This is a genomic window from Parasutterella muris (genome assembly GCF_009767915.1).
Classification (GTDB): Bacteria; Pseudomonadota; Gammaproteobacteria; order Burkholderiales; family Burkholderiaceae_F; genus Parasutterella; species Parasutterella muris.
The window spans coordinates 1-26,201 of sequence record NZ_WSRP01000037.1 but is presented as its reverse complement, the minus strand read 5'-3'; the positions used below and the strand labels follow the sequence as shown (position 1 = coordinate 26,201).

General features: G+C 47.3%; 31 protein-coding genes and 1 tRNA gene. 21 read left to right on the top strand and 11 right to left on the bottom strand.

All coding sequences use genetic code 11. The annotated features are described in order from the left end of the window. Positions 1-220 precede the first annotated feature (220 nt). From rpsU to E5987_RS10420, 9 genes are all read left to right on the top strand, one after another. On the top strand, positions 221-433 hold the full coding sequence (gene rpsU, locus E5987_RS10460) for a 30S ribosomal protein S21 (RefSeq protein ID WP_008811706.1): 213 nt from the start codon (positions 221-223) through the stop codon (positions 431-433). A gap of 33 nt (positions 434-466) precedes the next feature. Then, positions 467-913, top strand: coding sequence for a GatB/YqeY domain-containing protein (locus tag E5987_RS10455; RefSeq protein ID WP_160336029.1), 447 nt, complete (start codon positions 467-469; stop codon positions 911-913). Between the two features lie 109 nt (positions 914-1,022). Further along, positions 1,023-2,972, top strand: a complete 1,950-nt coding sequence (gene dnaG / locus E5987_RS10450; protein WP_160336028.1) for a DNA primase — start codon at positions 1,023-1,025, stop codon at positions 2,970-2,972. Between the two features lie 4 nt (positions 2,973-2,976). Further along, a complete protein-coding gene (locus tag E5987_RS10445) occupies positions 2,977-4,290 on the top strand; it encodes a Na+/H+ antiporter NhaC family protein (protein WP_160336027.1) in 1,314 nt (437 codons plus the stop codon). Positions 4,291-4,569: 279 nt separating this feature from the next. Continuing rightward, the gene (gene rpoD / locus E5987_RS10440; RefSeq protein ID WP_160336026.1) at positions 4,570-7,146 is read left to right on the top strand and encodes an RNA polymerase sigma factor RpoD; all 2,577 of its coding nucleotides are present in this window, start codon (positions 4,570-4,572) and stop codon (positions 7,144-7,146) included. Between the two features lie 9 nt (positions 7,147-7,155). After that, positions 7,156-7,232 (top strand) — tRNA-Ile (locus tag E5987_RS10435). Between the two features lie 174 nt (positions 7,233-7,406). Continuing rightward, positions 7,407-8,660 (top strand): tyrosine-type recombinase/integrase, encoded by a 1,254-nt coding sequence (locus E5987_RS10430; RefSeq protein WP_160336025.1) that lies wholly within the window; start codon positions 7,407-7,409, stop codon positions 8,658-8,660. A gap of 91 nt (positions 8,661-8,751) precedes the next feature. After that, the gene (locus E5987_RS10425; protein ID WP_160336024.1) at positions 8,752-9,315 is read left to right on the top strand and encodes a Panacea domain-containing protein; all 564 of its coding nucleotides are present in this window, start codon (positions 8,752-8,754) and stop codon (positions 9,313-9,315) included. After that, complete coding sequence (locus E5987_RS10420; RefSeq protein WP_160336023.1) at positions 9,312-9,728, top strand: hypothetical protein; 417 nt, start codon at positions 9,312-9,314, stop codon at positions 9,726-9,728. The genes E5987_RS10425 and E5987_RS10420 overlap by 4 nt, the downstream gene beginning before the upstream one ends. A gap of 27 nt (positions 9,729-9,755) precedes the next feature. Here E5987_RS10420 and E5987_RS10415 read toward each other — a convergent pair whose 3' ends face one another. The 8 genes from E5987_RS10415 to E5987_RS10380 form a co-directional block, all read right to left on the bottom strand. Continuing rightward, the gene (locus E5987_RS10415; RefSeq protein WP_160336022.1) at positions 9,756-9,977 is read right to left on the bottom strand and encodes a MerR family transcriptional regulator; all 222 of its coding nucleotides are present in this window, start codon (positions 9,975-9,977) and stop codon (positions 9,756-9,758) included. Next, the gene (locus tag E5987_RS10410) at positions 9,970-10,359 is read right to left on the bottom strand and encodes a hypothetical protein (protein ID WP_160336021.1); all 390 of its coding nucleotides are present in this window, start codon (positions 10,357-10,359) and stop codon (positions 9,970-9,972) included. The genes E5987_RS10415 and E5987_RS10410 overlap by 8 nt, the downstream gene beginning before the upstream one ends. Next, on the bottom strand, positions 10,356-10,910 hold the full coding sequence (locus E5987_RS10405) for a 3'-5' exonuclease (protein ID WP_160336020.1): 555 nt from the start codon (positions 10,908-10,910) through the stop codon (positions 10,356-10,358). Before E5987_RS10405 ends, E5987_RS10410 begins: the two co-directional genes overlap by 4 nt. Continuing rightward, positions 10,900-11,109: a hypothetical protein gene (locus tag E5987_RS10400; RefSeq protein WP_160336019.1), complete on the bottom strand. Its 210-nt coding sequence runs from the start codon at positions 11,107-11,109 to the stop codon at positions 10,900-10,902. Before E5987_RS10400 ends, E5987_RS10405 begins: the two co-directional genes overlap by 11 nt. A gap of 256 nt (positions 11,110-11,365) precedes the next feature. Then, positions 11,366-11,707: a single-stranded DNA-binding protein gene (gene ssb, locus E5987_RS10395; RefSeq protein ID WP_160336018.1), complete on the bottom strand. Its 342-nt coding sequence runs from the start codon at positions 11,705-11,707 to the stop codon at positions 11,366-11,368. Beyond that, entirely contained in the window at positions 11,691-11,972 is a 282-nt protein-coding gene (locus tag E5987_RS10390; protein ID WP_160336017.1) for a hypothetical protein, read from the bottom strand. The genes ssb and E5987_RS10390 overlap by 17 nt, the downstream gene beginning before the upstream one ends. A 2-nt stretch (positions 11,973-11,974) precedes the next feature. Continuing rightward, positions 11,975-12,286 (bottom strand): hypothetical protein, encoded by a 312-nt coding sequence (locus E5987_RS10385; RefSeq protein ID WP_160336016.1) that lies wholly within the window; start codon positions 12,284-12,286, stop codon positions 11,975-11,977. A gap of 62 nt (positions 12,287-12,348) precedes the next feature. Continuing rightward, positions 12,349-12,678, bottom strand: coding sequence for a helix-turn-helix domain-containing protein (locus E5987_RS10380; protein WP_160336015.1), 330 nt, complete (start codon positions 12,676-12,678; stop codon positions 12,349-12,351). A 271-nt stretch (positions 12,679-12,949) separates the two neighbouring features. On the opposite strand from E5987_RS10380, the gene E5987_RS10375 reads away from it, so the two are divergent. Beyond that, positions 12,950-13,327, top strand: coding sequence for a hypothetical protein (locus E5987_RS10375; protein ID WP_160336014.1), 378 nt, complete (start codon positions 12,950-12,952; stop codon positions 13,325-13,327). A gap of 84 nt (positions 13,328-13,411) precedes the next feature. Next, positions 13,412-13,594, top strand: a complete 183-nt coding sequence (locus E5987_RS10370; RefSeq protein ID WP_160336013.1) for a hypothetical protein — start codon at positions 13,412-13,414, stop codon at positions 13,592-13,594. 132 nt (positions 13,595-13,726) lie between these two features. Here E5987_RS10370 and E5987_RS10365 read toward each other — a convergent pair whose 3' ends face one another. Beyond that, positions 13,727-14,305, bottom strand: coding sequence for a hypothetical protein (locus tag E5987_RS10365; RefSeq protein ID WP_160336012.1), 579 nt, complete (start codon positions 14,303-14,305; stop codon positions 13,727-13,729). Between the two features lie 191 nt (positions 14,306-14,496). Between E5987_RS10365 and E5987_RS10360 the strand changes: the two genes are divergently transcribed. Both E5987_RS10360 and E5987_RS10355 read left to right on the top strand, forming a co-directional pair. Beyond that, a complete protein-coding gene (locus E5987_RS10360; protein WP_160336011.1) occupies positions 14,497-17,019 on the top strand; it encodes a DUF5906 domain-containing protein in 2,523 nt (840 codons plus the stop codon). Positions 17,020-17,397: 378 nt separating this feature from the next. Continuing rightward, positions 17,398-17,769: a hypothetical protein gene (locus E5987_RS10355; RefSeq protein WP_160336010.1), complete on the top strand. Its 372-nt coding sequence runs from the start codon at positions 17,398-17,400 to the stop codon at positions 17,767-17,769. Between the two features lie 357 nt (positions 17,770-18,126). On the opposite strand, the gene E5987_RS10350 is transcribed toward E5987_RS10355, so the two are convergent. Then, a complete protein-coding gene (locus tag E5987_RS10350; protein WP_160336009.1) occupies positions 18,127-18,555 on the bottom strand; it encodes a hypothetical protein in 429 nt (142 codons plus the stop codon). 91 nt (positions 18,556-18,646) lie between these two features. Between E5987_RS10350 and E5987_RS10345 the strand changes: the two genes are divergently transcribed. After that, positions 18,647-19,048, top strand: coding sequence for an HNH endonuclease signature motif containing protein (locus tag E5987_RS10345; RefSeq protein ID WP_160336008.1), 402 nt, complete (start codon positions 18,647-18,649; stop codon positions 19,046-19,048). Positions 19,049-19,099: 51 nt separating this feature from the next. On the opposite strand, the gene E5987_RS10340 is transcribed toward E5987_RS10345, so the two are convergent. Continuing rightward, positions 19,100-19,987, bottom strand: coding sequence for a hypothetical protein (locus E5987_RS10340; protein WP_160336007.1), 888 nt, complete (start codon positions 19,985-19,987; stop codon positions 19,100-19,102). 183 nt (positions 19,988-20,170) lie between these two features. Between E5987_RS10340 and E5987_RS10335 the strand changes: the two genes are divergently transcribed. From E5987_RS10335 to E5987_RS10305, 7 genes are all read left to right on the top strand, one after another. Then, positions 20,171-20,764: a P27 family phage terminase small subunit gene (locus E5987_RS10335; RefSeq protein WP_160336006.1), complete on the top strand. Its 594-nt coding sequence runs from the start codon at positions 20,171-20,173 to the stop codon at positions 20,762-20,764. After that, complete coding sequence (locus E5987_RS10330) at positions 20,761-22,467, top strand: terminase large subunit (protein WP_160336005.1); 1,707 nt, start codon at positions 20,761-20,763, stop codon at positions 22,465-22,467. Before E5987_RS10335 ends, E5987_RS10330 begins: the two co-directional genes overlap by 4 nt. A 9-nt stretch (positions 22,468-22,476) precedes the next feature. After that, positions 22,477-23,700: a phage portal protein gene (locus E5987_RS10325; RefSeq protein ID WP_160336004.1), complete on the top strand. Its 1,224-nt coding sequence runs from the start codon at positions 22,477-22,479 to the stop codon at positions 23,698-23,700. Beyond that, positions 23,693-24,409 (top strand): HK97 family phage prohead protease, encoded by a 717-nt coding sequence (locus tag E5987_RS10320; RefSeq protein WP_160336003.1) that lies wholly within the window; start codon positions 23,693-23,695, stop codon positions 24,407-24,409. The genes E5987_RS10325 and E5987_RS10320 overlap by 8 nt, the downstream gene beginning before the upstream one ends. Next, complete coding sequence (locus tag E5987_RS10315; protein WP_160336002.1) at positions 24,410-25,582, top strand: phage major capsid protein; 1,173 nt, start codon at positions 24,410-24,412, stop codon at positions 25,580-25,582. It begins immediately after the preceding gene. Between the two features lie 48 nt (positions 25,583-25,630). After that, entirely contained in the window at positions 25,631-25,969 is a 339-nt protein-coding gene (locus E5987_RS13525; RefSeq protein ID WP_160336001.1) for a head-tail connector protein, read from the top strand. Then, positions 25,966-26,201 (top strand): phage head completion protein (locus tag E5987_RS10305; protein ID WP_160336000.1); only part of this gene is annotated, 236 nt, incomplete at its 3' end. The genes E5987_RS13525 and E5987_RS10305, both read left to right, overlap by 4 nt.

Genomic DNA, 26,201 nt, shown 5'->3' with positions numbered 1-26,201 from the left:
CAAAAAAAGTCAACCGTTTTTGTCGACTTTTTAACGAGTTAAGGATGTTTTGTTAAAAATTTTGTGCGTTCGCCCTGAATATTGTTACTTTTCGGACGGTTGTTGCGGCAAAGAAATTAAAAATGCATTAGAATTGTCCTCTTTCGAGTATGGGAGCGTATTTTTGCTCAACGCATACTCACAGTAATCTTTTAAACAGTTTTTTAAGTTTAGGTGCTAGATGCCCACAATCCGTGTTAAAGAAAACGAACCTTTTGAAGTCGCTCTTCGTCGCTTTAAACGCACGATCGAAAAGAGCGGTCTCCTGACAGAACTCCGCGCTCGTGAGTTTTATGAAAAACCCACAGCTGAACGCAAGCGCAAAAAAGCTGCCGCTATCAAGCGTCACTACAAGCGTCTTCGCAGCATGATGCTCCCGAAGAAGCTGTACTAATCGGCTTTTAGTGAGTTTTATTGAGAGAAGGCTATGAGTATTAAGGATCAGATCACTTCTGACATGCGCGACGCGATGCGCGCTCATGAGAAGGAAAAACTGAGTGCCTTGCGTATGCTTCTTTCTTCAATTAAACAGAAAGAAGTGGATGGGCAGATCGTTGCCGATGACGCCGCGATCCAGCAGATTATCGCAAAGCTGATTAAGCAGAGAAATGACTCTGTTGAGCAGTACACTAAAGGCGGTCGTGAAGATTTGGCCGCAAAAGAGGCTGCAGAGATCGAGTTTTTTAAGGTCTACCTTCCGGCTCAGCTTTCAGATTCGGAACTCGAAGCCGTTATCGATGAGGTTCTGGCAGGCGCCGGACTCGGCGGAATGGCTGCGATGGGTAAGGCAATGGGCTTGGTGAAGCCCAAAGTCGCAGGCAAAGCTGATATGGGCAGAGTATCTGCCTTGATTAAAGCAAAGCTGACTCAGTAAGTCCGATCTCATAAATTAAAGCCTCGAAGGTTTTTACGCCGACGGGGCTTTTTGTTTTGTCAAAACGATAGGTTGCGGGCACGGTGCTCGGTAAAAATAGGAGTTTGAATTGATATCGCAGACCTTCATCCGAGAGCTTTTGGAACGGGCGGATATCTATGAGGTTGTGAACCGCCGAGTGCCGCTGCAGTCCAAGGGTGCAAACGGCTGGGCCTGCTGTCCTTTCCACAACGAGAAAAGCCCGAGCTTTTCAGTAAGCAGAGATAAGCAGATATTTCATTGCTTCGGCTGCGGAGAACACGGCAACGCGATCGGCTTCATTATGAAGTACGAGAATCTTCCGTTCCCGGACGCTGTGGAGAAGCTTGCCCAGGAATGCGGAGTGAAGGTTGTCTATGACGGTAAATCGACTTTCAACCGAAATCCGGAGAAACCGAGACTCACGGATATCATGGAAAGGGCTCAGAAGTATTACCGTAATCGCTTCCTGGACAATTCCGCGGCCCAAAAGTACATCAAAGACCGAGGACTGACAGATGAAACGCTTGAAAAATTCGGCATCGGTTTTGCGCCCGACGGCTGGCATAACCTTGACTCGGTCTTTTCCCCTGATGACAGAAAACTGCTGATCGACGCCGGGCTGCAAAGAGAAGGGAACGGCGGCAGTTTTTATGACTTCTTCAGAAACCGTCTGATGTTCCCGATCCGCAACATTCGCGGACAAATTATCGCCTTTAGCGCCCGAACCATGATTGGCGAGGAGCCTAAGTACATCAACACAGGCGACACCCCGATCTTTACTAAAGGCAAAGAAGTTTTCGGCCTCTACGAAGCGCGAAGAAGCATTCAGGAAAAGAAACGCGTCATTGTGGTTGAAGGTCAGATGGACGCCATTCAGCTTTCGCAGGCCGGCTTCGGGGAGTCCTGCGCTCCGTTGGGGACGGCGATACGATCCGAACATGTGGAACGTCTGCTGAAAATGACGGACCACATTATATTTTCTTTCGACGGCGACACGGCCGGTCGTAAGGCGGCGCTGCGCGCGATGGATATTTGTCTTCCGCTTCTGGAAGACGCTCAGAAAGCGGTGTTTGTCTTCCTGCCGGAAGGAGAAGATCCGGACAGCCTTGTGAAAAATCAGGGTCCGGAAGCGTTTGAGAAGCTGATATCTCAGGGCCTGCCTTTATCGAGTTATTTAATTGAATCGACCTCCCGAGGGTTGGATTTGTCTATTCTTGAAGACAAGGGTGCTTTTCTCGATGCGGCCGCTCCTTATATTCGTAAAACAAAAAGCGTGCTGCTGCGCGACGGACTGATTGAACGAATTGCAACGGCTGCCGGATACAAAGATACAGATCAGCTGGCACGCTATTTCGGATTTGAAAAAGTCGCGCCGATCGCTCCGAGACCAAGCGGTTTCAGAAACGGCGCATCAGTCCGATTCGGCAAAGGCGGGTTCGGTGCGCAAAGATTCAATACCCCGAGTTCGGGTAAGACGCTTCCGCCTAAACCTGAGACACCGATCCTTGTGCTTTTGCGGAATTTTCTGCGCTATCCCCAACTCGCTCTGGAATTTGAGGGGGCTGCTACCGAGCATCTCAGTTCCGGAGAACTCGGACCGTCAGATAAAATTTTTAAGGTACTGCAGAAGATATGTCAGGAAGATGATAACGGCGATTCGCTTCTGTCTTCTCTTGGCGGACTTCCGTCTCCCTCAGAGGAGGAAGTGTTTGAATCCGAGATGGAGAAAATCAGAAATATTCTCCAGACACTCCTGCTTGCTGACGGCGAAGATAAGGATATTAAAAGCGCTTCTGAAAGAGGCAGAACTCTGCGCACACCTTTAAGTCTTGCTCGACTGGAAACCAAAAGAATATTTCTGCAGATTGAATTTGAAAAGGTGGAGCAGCAGCGAAAGGCGCTGTGTTCAGGTAATTCGCTGACACAGGAGCAGCGTCAGCTTTTCCAGTCACTGCTTGGCGTCAATAAGCAGCTGAGCCAGGAAATAAGAGATACTGACAGAAAAATTAACGAGGAACTGACGTTTAGGACAAGGTAAAAAAATGGAGCTTGGTGTTCTCGGATTATTTATTGCAGTTCTGATTCTCTGTCTTGCGACAGGTTTTTCGATTGTATATGCGCTCTTGTTTGGCTTTTTGCTGTTTTTCCTTTTCGGTCTTCTGAAGGGTTCGTCGGCTAAGGTCCTTCTCAAGGCTTCGCTTGATAGTGTGAAGAAGGTTTCGACGATTATTATCGTCATGCTGTTAATTGGCGCATTAACGGCTTCGTGGAGAGCTTCCGGAACCGTCGCTCTTCTAGTGAGCTATGCGTCCGAAGTCGTGACGCCTCAGGTCTGCCTTTTTTCAACTTTTTTGCTTAATGCGCTTCTCAGTACACTCATTGGCACTTCCTTCGGTACGGCTGCCACCATGGGCGTGGTAACGATGACGATGTGCGTTTCCATGGGTGTTTCTCCTCTATGGGCCGGAGGCGCGGTCCTTGCCGGAGCCTTTACCGGAGACAGATGTTCTCCCGTGTCGACAAGCGCTCAGCTGGTTTGTTTGGTGACGTCGACGGACCTGTATAAGAATATGGCGCTGATGGTCAAGACCGGTTGGCTCCCCTTTACGGTCAGCTCTCTGATTTACTTGGCAGTTGGTCTTTTCTCCGACACAAAGTCCGCTTCCGTTGATATTTCCTCCGTTTTGTCACGAGAGTTTGTTCTGAATTGGTATTTGCTGATTCCGGTTTTTGTCATGTTTGGGCTGGTCGCCCTGAAGAAGGATATCAAGATAACAATCGCCGCCTCGATTGCCGCTGCATCGGCTGTTTTTATGACAGTGCAGGGCGCCGACTGGATGAGCACGGCAAAGATGCTGGTTTACGGATATCAGTGCCGCGATGCGCAGGCCGGAAGCCTTATGGACGGAGGCGGGCTCGTATCGATGGTCCAGGTCTCGCTGATCATTATGGTTTCCTGCACCTATGCGGGGCTTTTTGAGCAGACCGGGCTTCTTAAGCATATCGAGGGGCTTGTCGCATCGCTTGCCGCACGAAGCGGAAAATACACAGCGATTGTTTTTACCGCATTTCTAACTGCGGCGATTTCCTGCAATCAAATGCTTGCGGTGATCCTTACAGAACAGCTTTGCAAAAAGATAGAACCGGATAGACAAAAGATGGCGATCAGTCTTGAAGATACTGCGATCGTGATTCCTCCGCTTCTGCCGTGGTCGATTGCCGGAGCGGTTCCGGTTGCGACAATCGGGGCTCCTCAGACCTGCGTGGTGACGGCGCTTTTTCTATTTCTTCTTCCCATTTTCGGGATTATTCGGCACAGTTTTTCACGAATAAGTGGAAGTACTAGTTGCAGGTAATGATATAATCGAGGCACCGATTTGTCGGTAACATTGTTTATACGCCCAGGAGATCGTGGAAAGATCGGAGGCGTTTAAAAGACACCGGATTGCTGAAGAGGTTAGAAGGGAAGATCGGCGAAAAGCGCCGCACTCTATGACGAAAGCCCATGCTCTTCTCGTTCCGGTTTTTCGTGCGAATAAATGTGAACCTGTGTAATGACGAAGTGCATTATAGGGGCTTTTGCGTTTCTTCAGCGCGAAATTTCATTTTGATGGGAACATCAAAAGGGTTGAACGATGGCAACTGCCAAAAAAACTACAACTGCAGTAAAAAAGACAGCAACAGCAAAAAAGACCGCTGTTGAGAAAGAAACCAAAACCGCTGCCGCAGCCGCGACAGTGAAGAAGACCGGCACTAAAGCTGCCGCAGCTAAAAAGGCTCCTGCCAAGACCGCCGCTGCTAAGACGAAAGCAGCTGCCGCAGCTCCGGCAGAGACGGTAAAGACCGAACCAGCCAAGAAGGCTCCGGCGGCTAAGAAAACAGCGGCCGCGAAAACGGCTTCTGCAGCCGCTAAGACAGAGCCCAAAACAACGGCAGCAAAGAAAACAGCCGCAGCAAAGAAAACTGCGGCCAAAACAGCCGAGGTAAAGGCTGAAACAGCAGCTGAAGAAAAACCTGCGGCTAAGAAACCTGCCGCAAAAAAGACAGCAGCGAAGAAAACAGCCGCAGCTGAGTCGAAGACAACGACAAAGAAGACGGCTGCGAAGAAAACTGCTGAAACAGAAGAAGCCGCAGCAGAGAAGGCAAAGCCGGCAGCCAAAACAAAGGCCGCAGCTAAACCTGCCGCCAAACGCGGTCGTCCGGGTCGTAAGCCGAAACAGGAACACAATGAAGACGATTTAGTCGGCGATTCTGACGACGATTCTATTGATGAAGAAGTCGCCATTGCCGAGTCTTATGTTCCTCCCGCGTCGACTCGAGGCAGAGGCAAAGCCCGCGACAAAGCGATGAAAGAAGCTTTGAACCGCAGCTATGCCAATCACGTCGAAGACGACAAAGAAACTCGTCTGAACAAGTTAAAGGCTCTTATCCGTATGGGTAAGGAGCGTGGTTATCTGACTTACTCTGAAGTCAATGACCACATGCCGGACAACATCGTTGATTCCGATCAGATTGATTCAATTATTTCGACACTTGCCGACCTGGGTATTCAGGTTTATGAACAGGCTCCGACAGCGGATGATCTTCTGATCGGTGATTCTGTTCCGACAGCAAGCGACGATGCCGCTGAAGAAGAAGCGGAAGCCGCTCTTGCTACGGTGGACAGTGAATTTGGCCGTACAACCGACCCTGTCCGCATGTACATGCGTGAGATGGGCTCGGTTGAACTGCTGACCCGTGAAGGCGAAATCGAAATCGCTATGCGTATTGAGGATGGTCTGAAACACATGGTTCATGCGATTTCCGGCTGCCCGACAACCATTGTTGCGATATTGGAAGATGCGGAGAAGGTTCGCAACGGCACCATGCAGATTGATCAGATCGTTGACGGTCTGGTTGACGGTCTTGATGAAGAGGCCGGAGAGCAGGTTGCTGACGATGACGAAAGTACTGATATCGGCGCTTCCGGTATGACAGCCGGTCAGATCGACGAGCTGAAGACGGTTGTGCTGGCTAAGCTTGATCACTGCAAAGAGCTTTATGATGACTTGAAGCGTGCTTACGAGGCTGAAGGCTATCGTTCACCGGCTTTCATCAAGGCTCAGGACGGAATTCAGGAAGAGCTCCTGTCGCTTCGTTTCACTGCCAATACGGTTGAGCGTCTGTGCACGATGCTGAAGAATCAGGTAGAGACCGTTCGTAAGTACGAAAGCAGAATCTACGATGTTGTTGTCAATCGCGCCAAGATGCCCAGAGAGCTTTTCCTTAAGGAATTCCTGGAAAATGAAACCAATAAAGCCTGGACTCAGGCGATTGCCGACAGTGACAAGCCTTACGCAGCCGAAGTGAAGAGAAAGCTTCCTGAAATTCAGCAACTTCAGCAGCAGCTTGCGGATATTCAGAATTCTGTGACGCTTCCTCTGAAAGATCTGAAAGACGTCTATAACCAGATGGCGACCGGTGAAGCAAAAGCCCGCAAGGCAAAACGCGAGATGACGGAAGCCAACCTTCGTCTGGTGATTTCTATCGCGAAGAAGTACACCAACCGCGGTCTGCAGTTCCTGGATTTGATTCAGGAAGGCAACGTCGGTTTGATGAAGGCTGTTGACAAGTTTGAATATCGCCGCGGCTATAAGTTCTCAACTTATGCGACTTGGTGGATTCGTCAGGCGATTACGCGTTCTATTGCCGATCAGGCCAGAACGATTCGTATTCCTGTTCATATGATTGAGACAATTAACAAGATGAACAGAATTTCACGTCAGATTCTCCAGGAGACCGGTGTTGAGCCTGATCCTGCGGTTTTGGCTGAGAAGATGGATATGCCGGAGGACAAGATCCGCAAGATCCTGAAGATCGCAAAAGAACCGATTTCAATGGAAACGCCGATTGGTGATGATGAGGATTCTCATCTTGGTGATTTCATTGAAGACGTTGGAACCGTTGCGCCTGCGGAAGCCGCGCAGCAGTCCAGTCTTACCGAGATTACCAAAGAGGTTCTTGACTCCCTTACCCCGAGAGAGGCGAAGGTACTGAGAATGCGTTTCGGCATTGAGATGAGCACGGATCACACCTTGGAAGAGGTGGGTAGACAGTTTGACGTGACTCGTGAGAGAATTCGTCAGATCGAGGCCAAGGCTTTGAGGAAACTGCGTCATCCGAGCAGATCTGATAAACTTAAGAGCTTCATGGAAGGCGGAAGCGATTCTTAACTTCCGGAAGGCCCTATAGCTCAGTTGGTTAGAGCAGGCGACTCATAATCGCTTGGTCACAGGTTCAAGTCCTGTTGGGGCCACCAAAACACCATAAACGAAAACAATAGAAAACAACGTAAACCAATATAAAAAACGATGAAAACCCCTGAAGATGCTACGTCTTCAGGGATTTTTTTTATTGTTCTAAATTTTCAAAATAAACTAAAACAATAGAAAAAAATATAAAATTGTTTAGGGGAAATTTTGGGGGCAGAGAAATGAGGTTTACGGTTAAAGCGCTGGATTGTGAGCTGCCGAATGGGAAGTATACAGATGCAGCCTCTCCCGGTTTGTGTTTTCGAGTCCGAGGAAAATATCGTAACTGGATTTTTCGACGATATTGTTCGGGTAAAGCAAGAGAGGTTGCTCTTGGCTCATATCCTAAGGTTTCAATTGCTGAGGCACGAAAAAGCGCTGCTCAGCTCTCTGGTATGAACGACGAGGAATTTCTAGCGTCTATTGAGAGAAAAAAATCATCCGGAGAGTCTCCTGCCAGACTTACATTCCGTCAAGCGGCAGAAAAATTCGCTGGCTGGAATATCGAAGTAGGGAATTGGCAGGAGTTGGATAAGGCTCATAAAGTTTTTAATGGCCGTATGCGAATGTATGTCTTTCCGGTGATAGGGGATTGTTTTCTGGATGAGGTAACGCCGGCATTGGTCGCTTCGATTGCTCAGCCGATTTGGCATATGCCGGATACGGTAGATCGCTGCTTGAGGTTTACCCGTCAAGTATTTAATTGGTCAATTGCTAAAAATTTAACTTCGATTTCCAATCCCGCAGATAGGACCGGCCCTCTTCAGTATTTGCTGCCACGAGAGAGACATGTCACTAAAAATCGAGGCGCTATCTCCGTTGCGGAGCTGCCGTCTCTTTTTCGCTGCATTTATGACCGTTTTGGAGATACTGCTTCAGGCCGTTGTTTCTTGTTTTCCGTACTCACTGCAACTCGCTCCGGAACTGCTCGTTTGGCAACGTGGGAGCAGATTGATTTTGAGAATCGAGAATGGGTTATTCCGCCTGAACAGTTGAAAATGTCTGAAAACGGTTCTCTCATCGTACCGCTTCCGGAAATTGTGATTAATTGGCTGGAAGGCTTCAAACCGGATAATGCGTCGGGACTGATCTTTCAAAATAGTTTGGGAAGAGCGTTGTCTGACAGTATGGTTTCCCGGCTTATTAAAGATTCAGGGAAGGACTGGATCGATGCAGCGCAGACCGCAAAGTTGGGAAAATCGGTACGACCAACCTTGCACGGTGTCGCCAGAGCAACCTTCAGAACGTGGGCTCAAGATGATTCTTTAGGAAACGATAGGCGCTTTGATCCAAGAATTGCAGAACTCTGTTTGCATCATAAGGTGAAGGACATTTATAACGGAGCGTACGAGAGAAACGAACACTTCAAGCGCCGCAGGGAAATGATGAACGAATGGGCAACTTATTGTTTCAAAGAAGTCTATGAGAGCCCATAACAGTCTAAAATGTTGATTGCAAAACAATGCAAAACTAACTAATTTTGTATTGTGGTTTTGTTGTTTTCATTCCTAAAAAGGGAGGAGGTATATGTACAAGGAGCAGACAGCAGCTCAAGTTGCGGCTTACTTCCTTTGGAAGGCGAAGCGACCAGTAAAGTACATCAAGATCATGAAACTTATGTACTTTTCCGAGCGAGAGTTTCTTTTAAGTCATGGGAGCCGACTTACTGGAGATGAACTGTTTTCATTACCGTATGGGCCGGTCCTTTCCAACACGTTAGATAGATTCCACATAATAGACTTAGATCCTTACTGGTCAAAATGGATTGAATGCAATGCACAAAACATGTTCTCTCTTAAGAAGGGGGACTTCACCATAAATTCTTTCGACCACTTAAGTGATGCAGCAATTAAGATCCTTGATAGGGTTTATGAGAAGTATGGTCGTTATGATGCATTTGACTTGGTAGATCTGACTCATACCTGTGAACATTGTCCCGAGTGGCAAAATCCTGGGAGATCTAGGTTGCCGCTTAAAATCGAAGATATTTTGAGGAATCACGGTCGGGATCAACGACAAACCGACGCAATCATGAAATCCCTGCAAGAGCAGGATGAATATGACAAATTAATTGCTGATCTGATCTCATGAGTTATACAGCAATTCGTGGCGGAACCGTCTACGGAGTTTCGGGATTTAGTGATCACCTAATCATTCTTTGCAGTGAACCGATGTTCTACCGTGTCACCGGAACTAAAGCTATTTTGAGCGTGAATGTCTCCAGTTGGTACGAGTTCTCACCAAGTAACGATGACTCATGTATTTTGAATGTTGGTGATCACGATTTTATAAAGCATAAAAGTTTCTGTCTTTATCAGCGAGCCATCCCTTTGAATGTCCTGAAGTTAGAAGATAGGGTTGTTAAAGGAGAAATGAAAGACTATGGAATGCTAAAACCAGAAGTGTTTGAAAGGGTCATCGCTGGATTTAGGAAATCTCCAGTTCTTTCTCGTGAGGCGGCTAATTTTATACAGCTTATGGAAAAGAATGGCCTAAAACTGTAAAAGGCCCCGCAGGGCCTTATTCTATGTCTACGCAGACATCTGCTGCTTTTCCCATTTGTCTAGGTCGCATCGTTTGAAACAACGAACGCCACCTCGTAAGAACGGGCGTGGAAAACCATAGTCTTTAGCGACAAATATCCGTTTTCCGTTGATTTTTCTGAAATAACCGCCAGCTACATAATTCTCCAGCGTGCTGACGGAGATCTGTAAATACTTGGCAGCCTCTGGGAATGTGAGTTTCTCAATCATTTTTCGCCTCCGTCTTGTGGTCTTTTCTGCATTTTTCTCGCACCTGCAGACTTGCTTTTAGATAGTATTGAAGGTTCTTAGGGCCGTCCTGCCACGCAATAGAGTCCTTTCCACATAATTCAGTCACTGCTCGCTCAACTCGTTTCATCAGTCCGAGAATCCAGTAAGCATCTTTCTCTGTGATGTAGATACCTCCACCGGATGATTTTTCTTTGCGATCGGCTTCACGGAGCGCTTGGTCGAGGATGTTGCATGAATCCTGATACTCGCAGACCTCACTTTCTCCGTTGAATCCGCCATCGCAGAGATCATGAAATCCGTGCCAGAGGCACTTCTGGATACGCACTGCGTCCTGATCTGTACATTCAAAACTAATGATCATTTTTTGTCTCCCCAGACTGCGTCAATGAGAACGTTTGTCTCGTTGATTGCGTCCAACAATGCGTCGTGGTTGTTTAATTCCGGCTCCCGCGTGGTAAACAATTTGTCCTCGAGGGTGGCAATATCGCGGATTTGCCAATATTTCCAGGGCGGCGGTTTTCCAATCGCCTCGTACGCTGCCTCGAGAATCGGAAAATCAAAATGTGGATGTTTGGACCAAAAATAGTGAGGAGCCGTCTTCTGCACTATCGGATTACAGAATTGATTCAGATCCTCCAGCGCGTCAGAGAGCTCTCGGTTTTCGCTATTGGCCTGCAGTCTCCTGAATTGCTCCGGGTGTTTTTCCTCCCACCAGCGCAGTGTTTCCACTCCGATCTCGTTTAATCCGAGTCTGGCGTTTGATCCCAGTGAGGCGAAAAACTCCTGTTGCCACTCTAATATTCCGTTGTACATTTTGACCGCACCAATTGAGAGGATTGGGCATCCTGGGCGAGTTCCGAGAGTCTCAATGTCAATGACAATGTGAACGGAGTTTTTGTAGTCACTGAGCATTGCGTTCCTCTAGCTCCGTTTTCATCTGACGTCCCTCAGTCATAAGACGATGAGCTAAAGCGTTGACTGCTGCTAGCTCACTTTTTTCGTCTCTAAACGGAACAAGGTCCCATAGTTTCAGAACGAACTCGAGCGCTGCCAGAACAATGCCGGCCTCTCGTTCGCTGAGGATGAATGTGTATTTTTCGCTTGTTTTCATAATCAATTGCTTTATCTGGAAACCAAAACAACCTAATCGCAAGAAGGCGGATTCTTGATAAACCCGAAGTTTTCTGCGATTTTTAACAATTTGGAGGCGGTGCTGTATGTATCCCGTTCGTTACCTGTGGCCACTCCCGTAACCAGGGCGGCAAAGATGCATTTCACAACCTCCAAATCCTCGGGAGAAAGATTTTTCCGATTCTGATTTAATGAATTCTTGACTCTTTCAAAAATTCGATAGTTCCTATCCATAATTACCTCCGCATATTGCTGCCTAGTAATTGCAGCGTTTCACCAATGATTTGTGTTGAATAATGTGTCTGGCCGTTTGAATCCTCCCAACGGTCGGTTTTGAGTCGGCCTTCGACATAGCAACTGGAGCCTTTCATTAGGTATTGCTCAGCGATCTCGGCCAGTCGTCCGAAAAACGTCACTCGGTGCCACTCGGTTGATTCGACGCGCTCGTTCCGGTCGTTTTTGCGGACGAGAGTTGTGGCCAGGGATAATTTGGCGATTTTGGTTCCGGTTTTCAGGGTGTCGACGTCTGGATCAGATCCGAGGTTCCCGAGCAGGATGACTTTATTGACTGATGCCATTTTCGTCCTTGATTTCAGCTAGTGCCTTGAGAATTTCTGCTGCCAGAGTTTGTGCCTGAGCGCTGGTCAGAATCGTGATGAATTTCTGATCGCCCTCAGTTTGTTGGCTGATCAAACTCACAAATGAAACACTGAGAGATTGATCGTTTGGCAGATTGATCGATACGTTGAGTTTTGCGACGGGTCCGGGGACTGCAGTTTTCAGACAGTTTTCTGCTGCCATCTCCTCGATCGCGTTGTTGAATATCTTGCTGAGCTTTGACATTTTTATTCCGGCATGTCATTCATACGTTGCGAGAGGATGCGAACGCAGTCGCTCCAGAGCGTTCTGGTTGGCTGAGCATGCTGAGTTGTCATACAGCATGTACCGAGTAACGCGAGCAGATCGTGCGCGTCATCCAGTGGAATTTTGTGATCCGGAGATTCAATGCGCGCGATGTATTCGCGAGCGAGCTTGAAACAGGTTGCGGGGTAGTTAGTGCCGGCCCACGTCAGCAGCGTTCTGGCGGCCTCAGAAAACGCAATGGCCTGCGACTCCGAGAAGAAAATAAATACTGTGGTTTTTGATTGATTTTGCATAACGCACCTCGTGTTGAGATGCGTTTAAGTATACTTAAATTTATTTAAAAAATAAAGTGTACTTAATTTTTATTTATTTCTGCAAGCTGTTTGAGGATCGTTGTTACTGCAGTAAGGTGCGACTCCGGCATTCGTTTTAACAGCATTTTGGCCTCATCTAACGAGGAGCTTGTCTCAGAAGTCATAGTCCCCTCGCCCATGACTAACCACCATGGATCGATATTAAGCTTTCTGGCTATTTTCAGTGCAACAGAGGCCTTTAACTCCTTAGTTTCACCGCTCGCAATTTGTGTTATTGCTGATGGTGAAACTCCCACTGCTTCTGCCAGCTCTTTTTTAGTTATCTTGCTTGCGGCAAGAGCTTCATTAAAACGTTGTGCAAGGGATTTCATAGAAACAGTCTATTTGGGATTTGTTTAAGTGCGTAGAAATTCTGCTTGCGAAAATCGTTTAAGCATGCTTAAAATAAAAATATGAAACGAGATCAAGCAGCTTTATTTTTTGGGAATCTGGCATCGCTAGGTAAGGCGTTGGGAATTAGTCCTGCAGCAATATCACAGTGGCCTAATGAACTGACAACTCGTCAGCAGGACGAGGTCATCGGCGCAGCTATTCGCCTCGGAAAAATCACGCCTGAGCAGGCCAAGGAGTTGGTGAAAAACGATGAGAGACAAAGGAACGAACGAATTGAGGATCACTGTGACAGACCTCACAGATGCCGTTCTGAATTGGAAAGTGGGCATCAATTCGGACATGTCGAAAAACTCGATCATTTGCCGTGTTCTCGATAAATGGGCAAGAGCGGTGGTCATGAAAAGTCTCCGAAAGCAGGACAGAGCAAATTTAGACGTGCATCTGCTGAAAAGCTACGGAGTTGATCCGGCACTGTTCCGGCAAAGTGCGGCGTCCGGCAGCAATGAAACGGCAGGTTCCGGCATGCGTCGGATGACTCTGGCAGAAACCGGCAGTTCTGCCGGAGGATGCCGAGAAATGCCGGACAATGCCGCATCAATGCCGTTGAGTCCGGCACATCGCCAGTAAAAGAATTAAACCCAAATCCCTAGATCAAACATGGCACAGACAGCAGACCGTTTTGGTAGACGAAAACGAATCCGGAGAAAACGAATGACAGAAGAAGAAAGAAAACAAGCTGCTCAGCGATTTGAGCAGCATCTGCGGGAGATCGACTCTCTCCGATTGAAACGAATTAAGGGCTCGTATCTGTTAGAGCGCGCGATGAAATTTTGTCTGGCGCTGCTCGTGCTGTTTTTTGCTCTGAGCGCAGCGCTCGCTTATCTGGAGAGGTAGTTATGGACGAAATTTTTACCGTAATCGGAATTCTGATGACGCTGGTGCTGTCGCTAATTTGGTATGTCGCCCTGTTTCTCGGCGGCATCTATGCGATTGGTTGGTTTTGGGTAAATCTGTAGGTAATAAATGTCAAGAGGTCACTGTTTGAGCTTTGAGCCATGCTGGTCCGGAAATCGTAAAGCTCAGTCCGGAGACATCTGTAGTAGGAGCAACCAAGAGAAAGCTTCTGTCAGTGCTGAAGTTGTGTGTGAACTCATTTTTGAGTTCATCGCAGATTGCCAAGTCTTCTTCAAAAGCTCCTCGAAGAACGTGAGGTTTCCCGAGTTTCCAGAAGTCTCCGAAAGAGGCTTCATAAAGCGGAATATTGCTGCGTACCTTTTCAAAAGGAAAGACTTCCTTTTCAGGCTCGTAACTGAGCTCGAAAATCGTATATGCCTTCGGAAAGTCTCTGGTTATTGTTACGGAACAGACTGGTTTGAGCTGGTGAATGCGAAAGGTCCCCACGGGCTTTGTGCCTTCGGGCGCAGTTGCCTGGATTGTTGCAAGCTCAGCAGTTTTGACTGCATTGTGAAAGAAGTTCAGAACTTGTTGGAATACTTTTTTCAAGAAGTTGAACGCGGCCATTCGGTTTTTCTCCGGAAAGAGCGCAATGACGGTAGCAATTGCTCCGATAGCGCCGAGACAAGAAAAGAAATCTGTGTTTTCCATGGCCTTCTCCCTAGCGTTTTGAAATTTAGTTTGGAACCTTTATTTTCTCACGCTTTGGGGAAGGCCTCTTAACTGTTTTTATACCGATCAATGCGGACACGGCGGCCGATTGCAACGGCTGGAGAATAGACCTCCTCCATCGCTCAGGTCCGCACCCTTTTAAAAATAATGAGGTCTAAACGAGGTCTGATATGGCTCACAATCTCAGAGAAATTGAAGAACAGATGTCGGCAGTCGGTATTGATCTGCCGCCTGGTCATGACCTGATCGTCAACGGTCGGAATTGGAGGCGATTCAAGCCCAATAACTCAAATTTCAAGCGCGGAAAGGATGCCTGGTATGGAATTTGGGAGCAATCGCTGTCAAACGGCAAAATCTATTATTTTGGTACTTTTGGAATCGGCAGCCAAACCTACAAAATCGAACACTCGAGGAAGGGCTGGACTCGCGAAGAGTGGACAGAGCTTGAAAGCCGTAAAAAGGCCGATCAGGAGGTTATCGATAAGGCGCTCGAAGAGCGTCGTAAATCTGCCCGAGAGAAAGCCGCAAAGATGTGGGAAAGGGCAGCTGACTCCGTATCCGCTTCTCATCCGTATGTGAGATCAAAAAAAATCCGTCCGATCGGAGCTCGCCAGTTACGTAATCAAATCTTAGTCCCTGTATGGAAAGAAGAGACGCTCGTCGGTCTGCAGACAATCTTCCCCGACGATACCGCTGAGGGCGCGCACGCTTTTCAGAAGAAATTTCTCTCCGGTACCGAAACTAAAGGTTCGTTTGCGGTTCTGGGGACTCTGCCCGAGAAACCGGAGGTCGTTTTTTTAACCGAAGGCTGGGCAACAGGATGTTCAATTTTTGAGGCTGTCAGCCAACCGGTCATCGTCGCCTTTTCTGCTGGCAACCTGCTGCCTGTTGCGGAAACGCTGCGGGCCAAATACCCTGACTCAAAAATCTGTATCGCAGCAGACAATGACGCCCACTATTTGAGAAAGCTGCGTGAGGAATGCGCCTCAAGATTCGGCATCGATCTGCAGGTGCACTCATCCAGAAGCGCCGCTCAGGATCAATGTTTTGATGGCGGCCGTGTGCGCGCGTGGTGGTCAAAAAAGGACGGAGAAGCGTGCGTCGAGTATGAGGAATGGATCGGCGACAGAACACGTCCCTCTCATCGTTCCCTGAACAACACCGGCGTCGTCAAGGCCAATATTGCCGCGGCTAGAGTCAACGCCTGCGTGTTCATTCCGAGGTTTTCAAATCAGCAGACATGGGGCACGGATTTCAACGATCTCGCCTCTGAAGAAGGCATTAATGCTGTTCGCGAACAGCTCGAGTATTCGTCTGCGACGCCCGTGAGGGCGGCAAAAAGGGGTAGAAGCACTTCCAAGACGAACGAGATTACGGAAAACGACAAGACGATTCTTCGAGTACTGGCTGATCGCTACGTTGCGATTGACAACACGGACACTTGTTGGGACCTCGTTTATCACCGTCTTGCAAAAATCTCATTTATCAAACAGTACTACGGCAGCAGATTGGTTTCATCGTGGCTGCAAGGATTGTTTGGAAACCGAAGAATCATTCAGCCGGAACAGCTCATTTTTGAACCGGACCCTAAAAAGGTCCCTGAAGGCTCGATTTCTATGTTTGAGGGCTGGCCTCTGGTTCCAACGTACGATACGAGTAAGTGTCATCTCCTGATCGAACACCTCTTTAAGATTTGCGGCGAAGACGAAAATATTTTTAATTGGATTTCTTCTTGGCTTGCCTATCCTCTGCAGCATCCGGGTGCCAAGATGGCTTCCGGCTTAATGATCTATGGCGAACGAGAAGGTACCGGTAAAAGTATTTTCTTCAATGTCATTGCCAAAATTTACGGTAAGTATGGATGCTCAGTTAACCAGACAATGATCCAATCGGATTTCAATGGCTGGATATCTCAGAAGCTGTTTATGGTTGGCGAAGAAGTTGTGACGAATCAGGATAAGCGGACTCTGAAGGGGATGCTGAAAAACCTAGTCACGAATCCGACGCACACGATCAATGAGAAGGGCTATCCCGCTCGGTTTGAGGTTAACAAGACAAATATCGTTTTTCTGTCCAACGAACAGCAACCGGGTATTTTGGACCCGAAAGATCGGCGCTATATGGCGATTCGGTTCGAAGAGTATTCACCGCCTGAATATTTTCAGGCGCTTGCTGAAGAAATCAACAATGGAGGCGCGGCCGCTCTGTATGGTTGGTTATTGACCTTAGACCTTGAAGATTTTGATGAAAACACTCGTCCGCTGGAGACAGAAGCAAGAGCTGAGCTGAAAAAGTTAGGCAGCAACAACAGCATTCGGTTTATTGAGGAATGGCAGGCGGGAGACACCCCGTTTCCTGCTGTACCTGCGGTCGCGTGGCACCTTTATGACGCCTATCAGATGTGGTGCAAGGCGTCTGGGGAGCGTCCTGTGAACCGCGAGGTCTTTACAACTTACTGCAAGCATCGGCTTGGGTCTGCCCGAAGGCGCGTCAGTCTCTATGACGGGCCTCCTGATACATCCGTCTTCACAAACCTGGTCACTATGCAAAAACAGCTTTATTGGCCTGAAACAATCGTGGATGGAAAGTCGTGGTCGGAAGTGCCGAAGCAAAAATTCGAGGATGGTGTACTGAAGTTCCAGAGATCAATCTACAAGGCCCGAGAGAGGTTTAGAAACTATGAACCCCTTTAATTTTAATGTTCATACCCTGCCGATGTTCATACCCTGTTCAGGCGGGGAGATTGGCAGGTATGAACAGTATTTTTTGATTTATAAACAGATAGTTATTTGTGCTGTGTTCATACTGTTCAGACCTATAGCCAAACTCCTACGTGTGCGCGTGCGCGCGAGAGGAATAAACGGATGTGTAAAGAGTGTTTCGCGCGTATGGGAGTTAATTAAGGTATGAACAGTATGAACAGATTAGTAAAAAATATAATAAAAACAAATAAATATTTAAAAATTTTGTATGAACAAAAGGTATGAACAGGGTCTGAACAAAACACTGTTAAGTATGAACAGTAAAGAAATATTGAAAAAAGCAAAGAAAAACTAATCAGGTAAGAAGATATGAATCGCATCCAGTGGATCAAAAGGCTTTTAACGTTGTGGTTTCAGTGGAGAAACAGGATTCGCGGCAGACTCCATTGTCCGCTGGCTGTAGACAACTGTACTGGCGTTGATAAGACCCGTTGCTCGAATGATTTGATCAACGCGTCAGGAATTGATTTCCGGATGATGCAGCTGGAAAGAATAATTAGAGAACTGCCTTCTCCGCTTCGTGACGCTGTCTATGCGCTTTACGGCGGCCGTGAATGGATCGGCATGACAAGAGCCGCGAATCGGCTGCAGATTAACCGCAGAACGTTGTTTCGGTATTTATGCGCCGCGGATCAGGCGATTGAGGCCGAATTAGAGAAAACGGAGAAATCACGTGAATAGTATTAGGAAAATTCCCTATGTCCCATTTGCCTCGAAAAAAGGGCATAATTTCATAAAATTTGGCAGTGAGTGCATTAAGAGCCTCGCTAGCGCACTTAAAACTTCTCAATCATCCTCCTGTACCTTTCTTATCAAGCGTTTAACAAACGGCTGTTTAGCCTTTAATCGGGTTAATTTTCTTTGGAGGAATGATGCTTAAGTTTACTAAGGTTACGAAGCGAAATTTTTTGTATAAATTTTTCGTTTGCTTTGCAGGTATCGGATTAGCCGGAGGCGTCGATCATTTTATTGAGACGGTGATTCCGGCTCCCCTTCCGATGAAAATAGTTATTTCGCTATTTGTGGTGTTTTCGTTCTTTATTGCGAAAGAACCTTAAGGAGTTTGGCAAGCTCAATCAAAATTGTTGCTGTGGAAGCTTGGATAAGAATGAATTTAGCCGTGTTTTTTGCTTTTTGGCTTAATGGAAGGTTTTTATTGAGAGTGGCAATGTATTCCTTAGGTTTTTTCCCTTTCAAGAGAAGGATGATTTCATGTAAAGCAAAAAATTCATAATAATTCTGAAATTGAATATTAAGAATATGCGCGTTTTTGATTACTTTAAATGCTTCCATGTCAACCCAATGAGTTGCGACCGGGCTATTTACCGGGGACATGACGGACATATAAGTAACCGGCGGAAACACTACAGATTGAACATCTTCAGAGAGGGTATCAATAAGGTCTAAAACTCGGGAACGTTGTTCTTCAGTGAGGTCTTGGAAGAAATCTGTTAAAGGTTTTTGCATTGAATTATTCCTTGATTATGTGTGGAAACTTAATCATAAAGGAAAGGCTTTCCCGGCTGTGCCTAACAACCGGGCCAATTAATGTGAATTTATGCCAGTATTTCCGTTAAAGCACTGCGCCTATCCCGGCTGCGGTGCACTTTTCCGTAACTCCGGTTCCTACTGCGAGCAGCATAAGCAAATTGCTCAGGACGAAAGATCAGACCGCCGTCGCCAGCTCGATCAAGAAAGAGGGTCAGCAGCCTCTAGAGGATATTCCTCTGCATGGAGAAAAGCCCGGGAAAGTTTTCTGGCTCGTCATTCTTTCTGTGTCCGATGCGAGGCCGAAGGTTTTCCACGATTGGCTACGGTAGTAGATCACATCATTCCGCATAAGGGGGATAAACGGTTATTTTGGGATCGAAATAACTGGCAGCCTCTGTGCAAAAGACATCACGATCTAAAGACGGCTGCTGAAGATGGCGGCTTCGGAAACACCAATCGCTATTCATAAGTTCTTATCGGAGGAAACCAAAAGGATGCTATGAAAATAGATACAGCTTTTTTATTTACGACGATATTTGTGGCCGCGTTTTTTACGCTTTCTGGAGGACGCTACGAGCAGCTGTTTGTCAAATCCCTTGCTTATGGGTGGATTTTGCTTTGTTTGTTGAATGCCTTGTACTGGTTGTTGAAAAATTACTTCAATAAATTCTGGAAAGGAAGCGGGAAGAGGAATTCCAAGGAAAGCTAGGAATGTATACAGACTATAAAGGTAAAGGATGTAATTAAAGATTTTCTTTGCCTGTCTTTTGACTCTTCTTGCATTGCCTCTCTTTTTGGACCGCCCGAACTTGCTTAACAGTACATTCCCATACTCTTCTTCCGGGACGCCTTCTAAGGATTTAAGAATCTCTCGTATAGGAGTTTTGGAGTCAATCTTTCCAAAATATGCCTTGCATTTTTCAAGCCTCCGAAGGTTAAAGAGCAGCTCTTCAGTGCGTGGGGTGTTCAGAAGTTTAATGGGACGATTTACAATGGTATTCAGTAAAGAATTGGTGTTTGAAAAGGGTTTTAAACTCTTAACAATAGATGACTCAAGAGAGTGGAAAATTTTTGCTTGGTCTAAGCCAATTTGAGATAACTGTTTGTCTATGTCAGCAACTTTTTGAAACAGTTGCGAGATGTCTTTTTGAAGCTTGGATGTTCCTAAAAAAACATCTAAATCAGGTAGCTCCTCTGATTTATTGATTTGTTCAAGGTAATGAAAAAGTCTCTGACTTTTTGAATGAAAGTCAGTTAAAGGTTTTGTCAAACTTTCGCAGATATTCGATAACGAGTCGAAGAGCTTATCCCATTCTTGAAACAATAGTGAAGAAGAGGCAGTTATCCCCCTCCAGTTGGTTTGTGAAAGCTGCGAAGGAGCGGGACCGTGAGATTTATTTGAAGTCATATTTTTCTTTTGTCTGTTAATACTCGGATTTTATAAAAAAGAAGGTCTTTTCCCTAATAGGGAGGGGTGGTGAAAAAGTGAAATGACGAGATCATTTGAGACCGCGCCCTCAGTCAAATTTTTGAGCGTGCAAAATTGGAAAATTTTTAACTTTTGTCTGTTTAGTGTTTAGGGAGTTCTCTGGTGACGAAAGGAAGAAAACGGACCCCGACCGAAATCAAGAAACTACAGGGTACCGCTCAGCCGTGCCGGATTAATAAATTTGAACCGAAGGTGAACGGGCGGATTACCGATATGCCGGGGGCGCCAGACTATTTATCCGAAGAGGCTAAATGCCATTGGAAATTTATTTTGGAGCATGAGGGTGGCAGCTGGGTTAAGCAATGTGACCTCGCAATGTTCGAAACATACTGCGAACAGTGGGCTGAACTAGTCCGTTATCGGCGCGAAAGAAAGCGCTTGCGCGTGCAGATCGAAGAGGCGGAGAAAAAAATCGAAGAGCTCCGCGTAGCGGAGAAATACAGTAGTGCGATTTCCATGATTAAGTTTCGGGATGAACTCTGGGAGAGGGATAACTTTTTGGCTAACTTGATTGTGAAGTGCATACAGCCTTTCAAGTCAGTTGCCTCTGAGCTCGGCTTTACGCCGTCATCTCGTTCTCGGGTGATTGCAACCGGAGAAACACCGGGACAGGTTGATACAAAAACTTTGTCTCTTTTCGATGATAAAGCCGTGGACGATTGTCTCTCAGAGGTTGACTACAGGACGGTGACATGACGAACTACGTAGCGAAGGCTAATTGGTACATCGACAAGGTTTTGTCGGGAGATATTCCTGCCTGTATGTATGTCCGCCAGGCATGTACCCGCCAAAAATCCGATTTAGAGCGCTCCGCGCGGGAAGATTGGCCTTATCGGTTCGATGCGAGGGCGGCAACCAGAGTCTGTTTGTTTATCGAGCATCTTAGGCATGTGAAAGGTCCGCTTTCAGGGCAGACGATCACTCTGGAGCCTTGGCAATGTTTCATTCTTACAACAATCTTCGGCTGGCTGCGTAAAGACAGCGGAAAGCGCCGATTCAAGAGAGCGTATGTAGAAGTGCCTCGCGGCAACGCGAAATCTACGCTGTCAGCGAGCATCGGTTTGTACATGATGGCGCTTGACGGAGAGGGGGGTGCTGATTGCTATTCATTTGCGACTACCCGTGAGCAGGCTAGAGAAGTTTTTGATACTGCTCGTGATATGGTCCGGCGTTGCTCAGATGTAAGTCGAGAACTTGGCATTAAGGCGTTGGATTATTCGATAGTTCAGCTTGCCAGTAATTCAAAATTCGTTGCGAAATCCGCTCAAGGCAGCACGTTAGACGGACTCAATACACATTTTGCCTGTATTGACGAGCTCCATGCTCATAAAACACGCGAAGTCTATGACGTGGTTGAAACGTCTATCGGTAAGCGGCTGCAGCCGTTGTTGTTTGCTATCACGACAGCCGGATTCAACTTATCCGGAATCTGTTACGAGCTAAGGAACTACGTGATCGAAGTTTTATCCGGAAAAAGTGCCGGCGGGGATGATCAGTTCGGAATTATCTACTCGATTGATAAAGAAGATGAGTGGACAAGCGACAGTGCGCTGATCAAAGCCAATCCGAACTGGGGCGTCTCGGTCCATCCGGAAACGATTAAATCATTGCGAGATAAGGCACTGACGGTTACAAGTGCGGTTAACAACTTTAAGACCAAGCATCTGGACGTCTGGTGTAATGCGGATGCGGCTTGGATGGATCTGACAAAGTGGAATGAGTGTGCAGAACCGAGTTTGGAAGAGTCAGATTTCTACGGTCGGGAATCTTGGTTGGGGCTTGACTTGGCATCCAAGATTGACTTGACGGCAGCTGTCAGACTCTTTCCTAAAACGATCAACGGCGTCCAGCATTTTTTTGTTTTTCCGCAGGTTTGGCTTCCTCGGGATACTGTTAATTCGGCGAAAAACGCTTCTTACTGCGGGTGGGAGTATGAGGCTCGCTTGAAGGTCACGGAAGGCTCTGTTGTGGATTTTGAAGAGGTCAAGGAGTATGTCCGGCGAAGCTGCTCAGACTTTGTCGTGAAGGAAATCGCTTACGACCCGTGGCAGGCAACACAACTTGCCAGTGAATTAACCGATCAGGGCTGTCCCATGGTCGAGGTTCGCAACAGTGTCCAGAACTTCTCCGAACCGATGAAAACCATCGAGGCTTTAGTGATGTCCGGAAGGCTTCATCATCCGGATGATCCGATTTTTAATTGGTGCGTTTCAAACGTCGTCTGTCATCGCGATGCGAAAGACAACATTTATCCGAACAAGCTGAGGAATGAAAACAAGATCGACTTAGTGGTGGCCTTAATCATGGCTTTCTATTCATTCCTGATCGGCGGCGGAAAGATTGAAAAGCCGGTGGATCTGACACCGATGCTTGATTCTCCGCTCATTTTCAATTGGTAAATTATGTTTTTGAGTTCATTTTTTTCTTCGATCGGCAATCCGTTCAGCGACAGTAAAGGGGTGCAGCGGACAGAACCGATGCTGCAGCTGGTTCCAAGGAAACGGCAGACCTCGGAAGAAACGGCGCTGCAGATTTCCTCTGTGATGGCATGCACGACACTTTTGGCTGAAACGGTGGCCTCCATGCCGATCTTCGTTTACCGCAATGACAGCGGAAACAGGGATTTAGCCCGGGAAACGGAACTTTGGAAACTGCTGCACGACGGCCCGAATGAGTTCATGACGCCAGTCGAGTTCTGGTCTCAGGTTATCTTCAATATGGTGCTTCGAGGCAACGGATACGCCCGGCTCAAACGAGAGGCCAATGATCCGTCCGGACAAGTGCTCTCGATGATGCCGCTCAACGCTCAGCAAGTGAAAACGATTTATGACGGCTCGACCCTGAGATACGAGTATCTCCATGACGGTGAATCTGAGAAGATCGCTAAAGAGTTTATGTTTCACCTGAAGGGTGTCGGCGGCCGTTTTGCCGGAGCATCGAAGCTGGATATGATGGCAGCCACGATCAGCGAAGCAGCTGATGCTCAAGAGACTGCCTCAACACTGTTCGGCAATGCAAATAAGCCGAGCGGTATCTTGAGTTCGGAAGGCACGCTCGACAAAGAGCAGAGAGAGCGCCTTCAAACAACTTTCTACGAAATGGCCAACGGTAGCCAATCCGGTTTGTACGTGCTCGAAGGCGGTCTGAGTTATACGCCTCTGACGCTTACGCCGGCTGAAACTCAGCTTTTAGAAACGAGACGCTTTTCCGTGGAAGAAATTTGCCGCTGGTTTGGCGTTCCTTCAGTTCTGGTTGGATCAAACTCGGCTACGACATGGGGCAGCGGTATTGAGCAGATTATCTTGGGTTTCCAAAAGTTCACTTTGTTGCCGTTATGCCGGCGAATTGAGCAGGCGGTGAGAGCTCGCATCATGACGCCGGAGGAATTCACGCTCTACACAGTGGAAATTTCTATGGATAACTTGCTTCGAGCAACCATGAAGGAGCGCATGGAAATCCACGGGAAAGCCATTCAGTACGGTGTTGAAACCGTTAATGAAGCACGTCAATACGAAAACTTGCCGCCAGTGGAAGGTGGCGATGTCAATTTTGCGCAGTCGGCGCTGAGGCCTATTTCAGCATTGGCCAAAGCAACGGTCGACCAAAAAACTAAGGAGCCAGATAGTGTCTAAAGAGCTGAAAAAGGATCAGACCTTATCCGTAAGATTAGAAGGCGTGGAGGTAAAACTATCCGATGACAAGAAGATCGGAGTGATCAAGGGCTACGCCTCGGTCTATGACAACTTGAATTGCTATGGGTTCTATATAGCTCAAGGAGCTTATAGTTCAGCACTGAAAAGCTTGACTTCTACCCCGAAGATGTTCTTCAATCACGACTATTCTGCAGTTCCGGTTGGTCATTGGACTGCTCTCAAAGAAGACGATAAAGGTCTTTATGTTGAAGGAGAACTCACACTCGGAGTCGGAGCTGCCGCCGATATTTATGAGGCGCTCAAAGCCGGAACTTTAGACGGCTTATCCGTCGGCATTCGTTTGGGTGAATACGTCGAGGATGACAACGGCAATATCAAGGTTTTGAGCATTGCAGCGCTCTACGAAATTTCAATCTGCAGCTTCCCTGCTGACGGCCAGGCAAGGATCGCAGAAACTCTCTCGAAGGATTCTCTAGACGAAACCATCGAGAAGATCAAGACGCTAAGAGATTTTGAAGCCTGCTTGAGGGATTCTTGCGGCTTTAGCCGGAAACAAGCCTTGTCGCTTGTTTCTCGCGTGAAGAAGGTGCTGAGCGAAGAGCGGCGGGACGCTGCTTTGGCTGAAGCATTAAACAAGGTGCTCGGAGTTGCCGAGCGAATCGATAAAGTACTCAGTGGGAAAATTTAAATGAACGAAGAAATTGAAAAACTCTTGTCCGCAATGACCAATATTGAGGACAGATTAGGACAGCTGTCTACGACCGAAGAAACCGAAAAAGTCAAGGCAGAGCTTGCTGAACTTGGTAAAAAGCAGCTTGGTCTTGCAGAAGAAATCCGTCGCCTCAAACAACAGCAGCCGGGAGGCTCTGATTCCGTTAAAGCGCCTCTTACTCTCGGAGCCAGAGTGGTAGCCGACGCTGGCTATCTGGAGTTTGCGGCTGGCAAAGGTAAAGGTTTTTCTGTCACACTGACGGATCCGGATCCTGTCGGCGCGGACAGTACGGTTGATTCAAAGGTTTATCCGGATCAGCGCATTCAGGGCATTATTGGTATCGGAGCGGCTCCTTTAACGCTCGAAGATACAATTCACCATACTCCGACGAGCTCTAAGGCGATTGTCTACTCTCGTGAGAAGAAATATGTCAACAATGCTGCAGAAGTAATTAACGGTGTTGATTTAATTCCGCAGTCTGAAATCGAGTTCGATACCCAGACGGCTAACGTGAAGGATATTGGGAATTGCTTCATTGTGACTAAGGACCTCATGGAGGATTCTCAGGCTCTTGCTGATTACATTAACTTCCGAGTCCAGTACGGCGTTAAGCAGCGCGTTGAAAGTCAGCTTCTGAATGGTGATGGTACTAATGCTAACTTAAGCGGTCTTCTGATGACCGGAAACTACACGCCACACGGCTTTGATCCGGCAGCTAATCCGGAAATTACGAATCAGGTTGATTTGATCGGTTTTGCGGCTCTGGCAGTTAAGTCTGTTGGTCTGACTCCAAATGTGACGATCATGAATCCGGTGGACTACTTCAAGCTTCGCTGTCTGAAGGATTCGAACGGCCGCTATCTGTTTAGCGATCCGATGGGTCCGTCTAACCGTCCGGTCTGGGATACCTATGTTGTTGAAAGCTCCGCAATGCCCAAGGGTAAGTTTCTGACGCTGGATACCAACATGGCCTGCATGATCTATGACCGTAAGGAAACAGTCGTGGAGTTTGGATATGAAGACGGCAATAACTTTAGAAAGGGGCTGGTAACGATCAAAGCTGACCGCCGTTTGGCTTTTGCGATCGAACGTCCGAGCGGTATCGTCGGAGGTGACCTTGTCTTAACAAAGACAAATACGACCGAATAACAGATTGTTATCTTTGAGGCGGGCGACCGAAAGGCCGCTCGTAAGCTCATGTATGAATCAAAGGCAATAGTATCAATTGTCGATGCAGACTATCTTCGGCGGTACTTACGGATTGATGACGACTCAGAAGATGCATTCTTGGAAGAATTGGGACGAGCTGCAACAGAGAATCTGGAGCATCGTTTGAAACGACATGTCATCGCTCGCAACTCATCCGATTCCGAGGCCGTATGTACGGATAAAGAAAGTGTTCCGGCAGCTCTTCGCGTTTGGGTGGGCGCCAGTGTTGCTTTTGCTTATACAAACCGAGAGTCTGACAGCGAGAAGTCCTTCACGAGTACACCCTATTTCGAAAGGTTAATAGATCCGTGGAGAGCTTATAAATGATTGAACCTTTATCCGGAGATCTGAACCGGCGCTGCTCAATTTACTCATCCAAGCTTCTTCCAAACGGCAAGTCCGATCACTTAACCGAACGCACACCGCTTTGGCGGTGCTGGTGCAAAGTTGAAGTGATAGGCGGATCGGTCTATTGGGACAACGTTCAAACAGAAGAGTCGATTACTCATCGCATTTTTGTTCGATATGTCAAGGGAAAGACTCGCCCGCAGGATCTTCC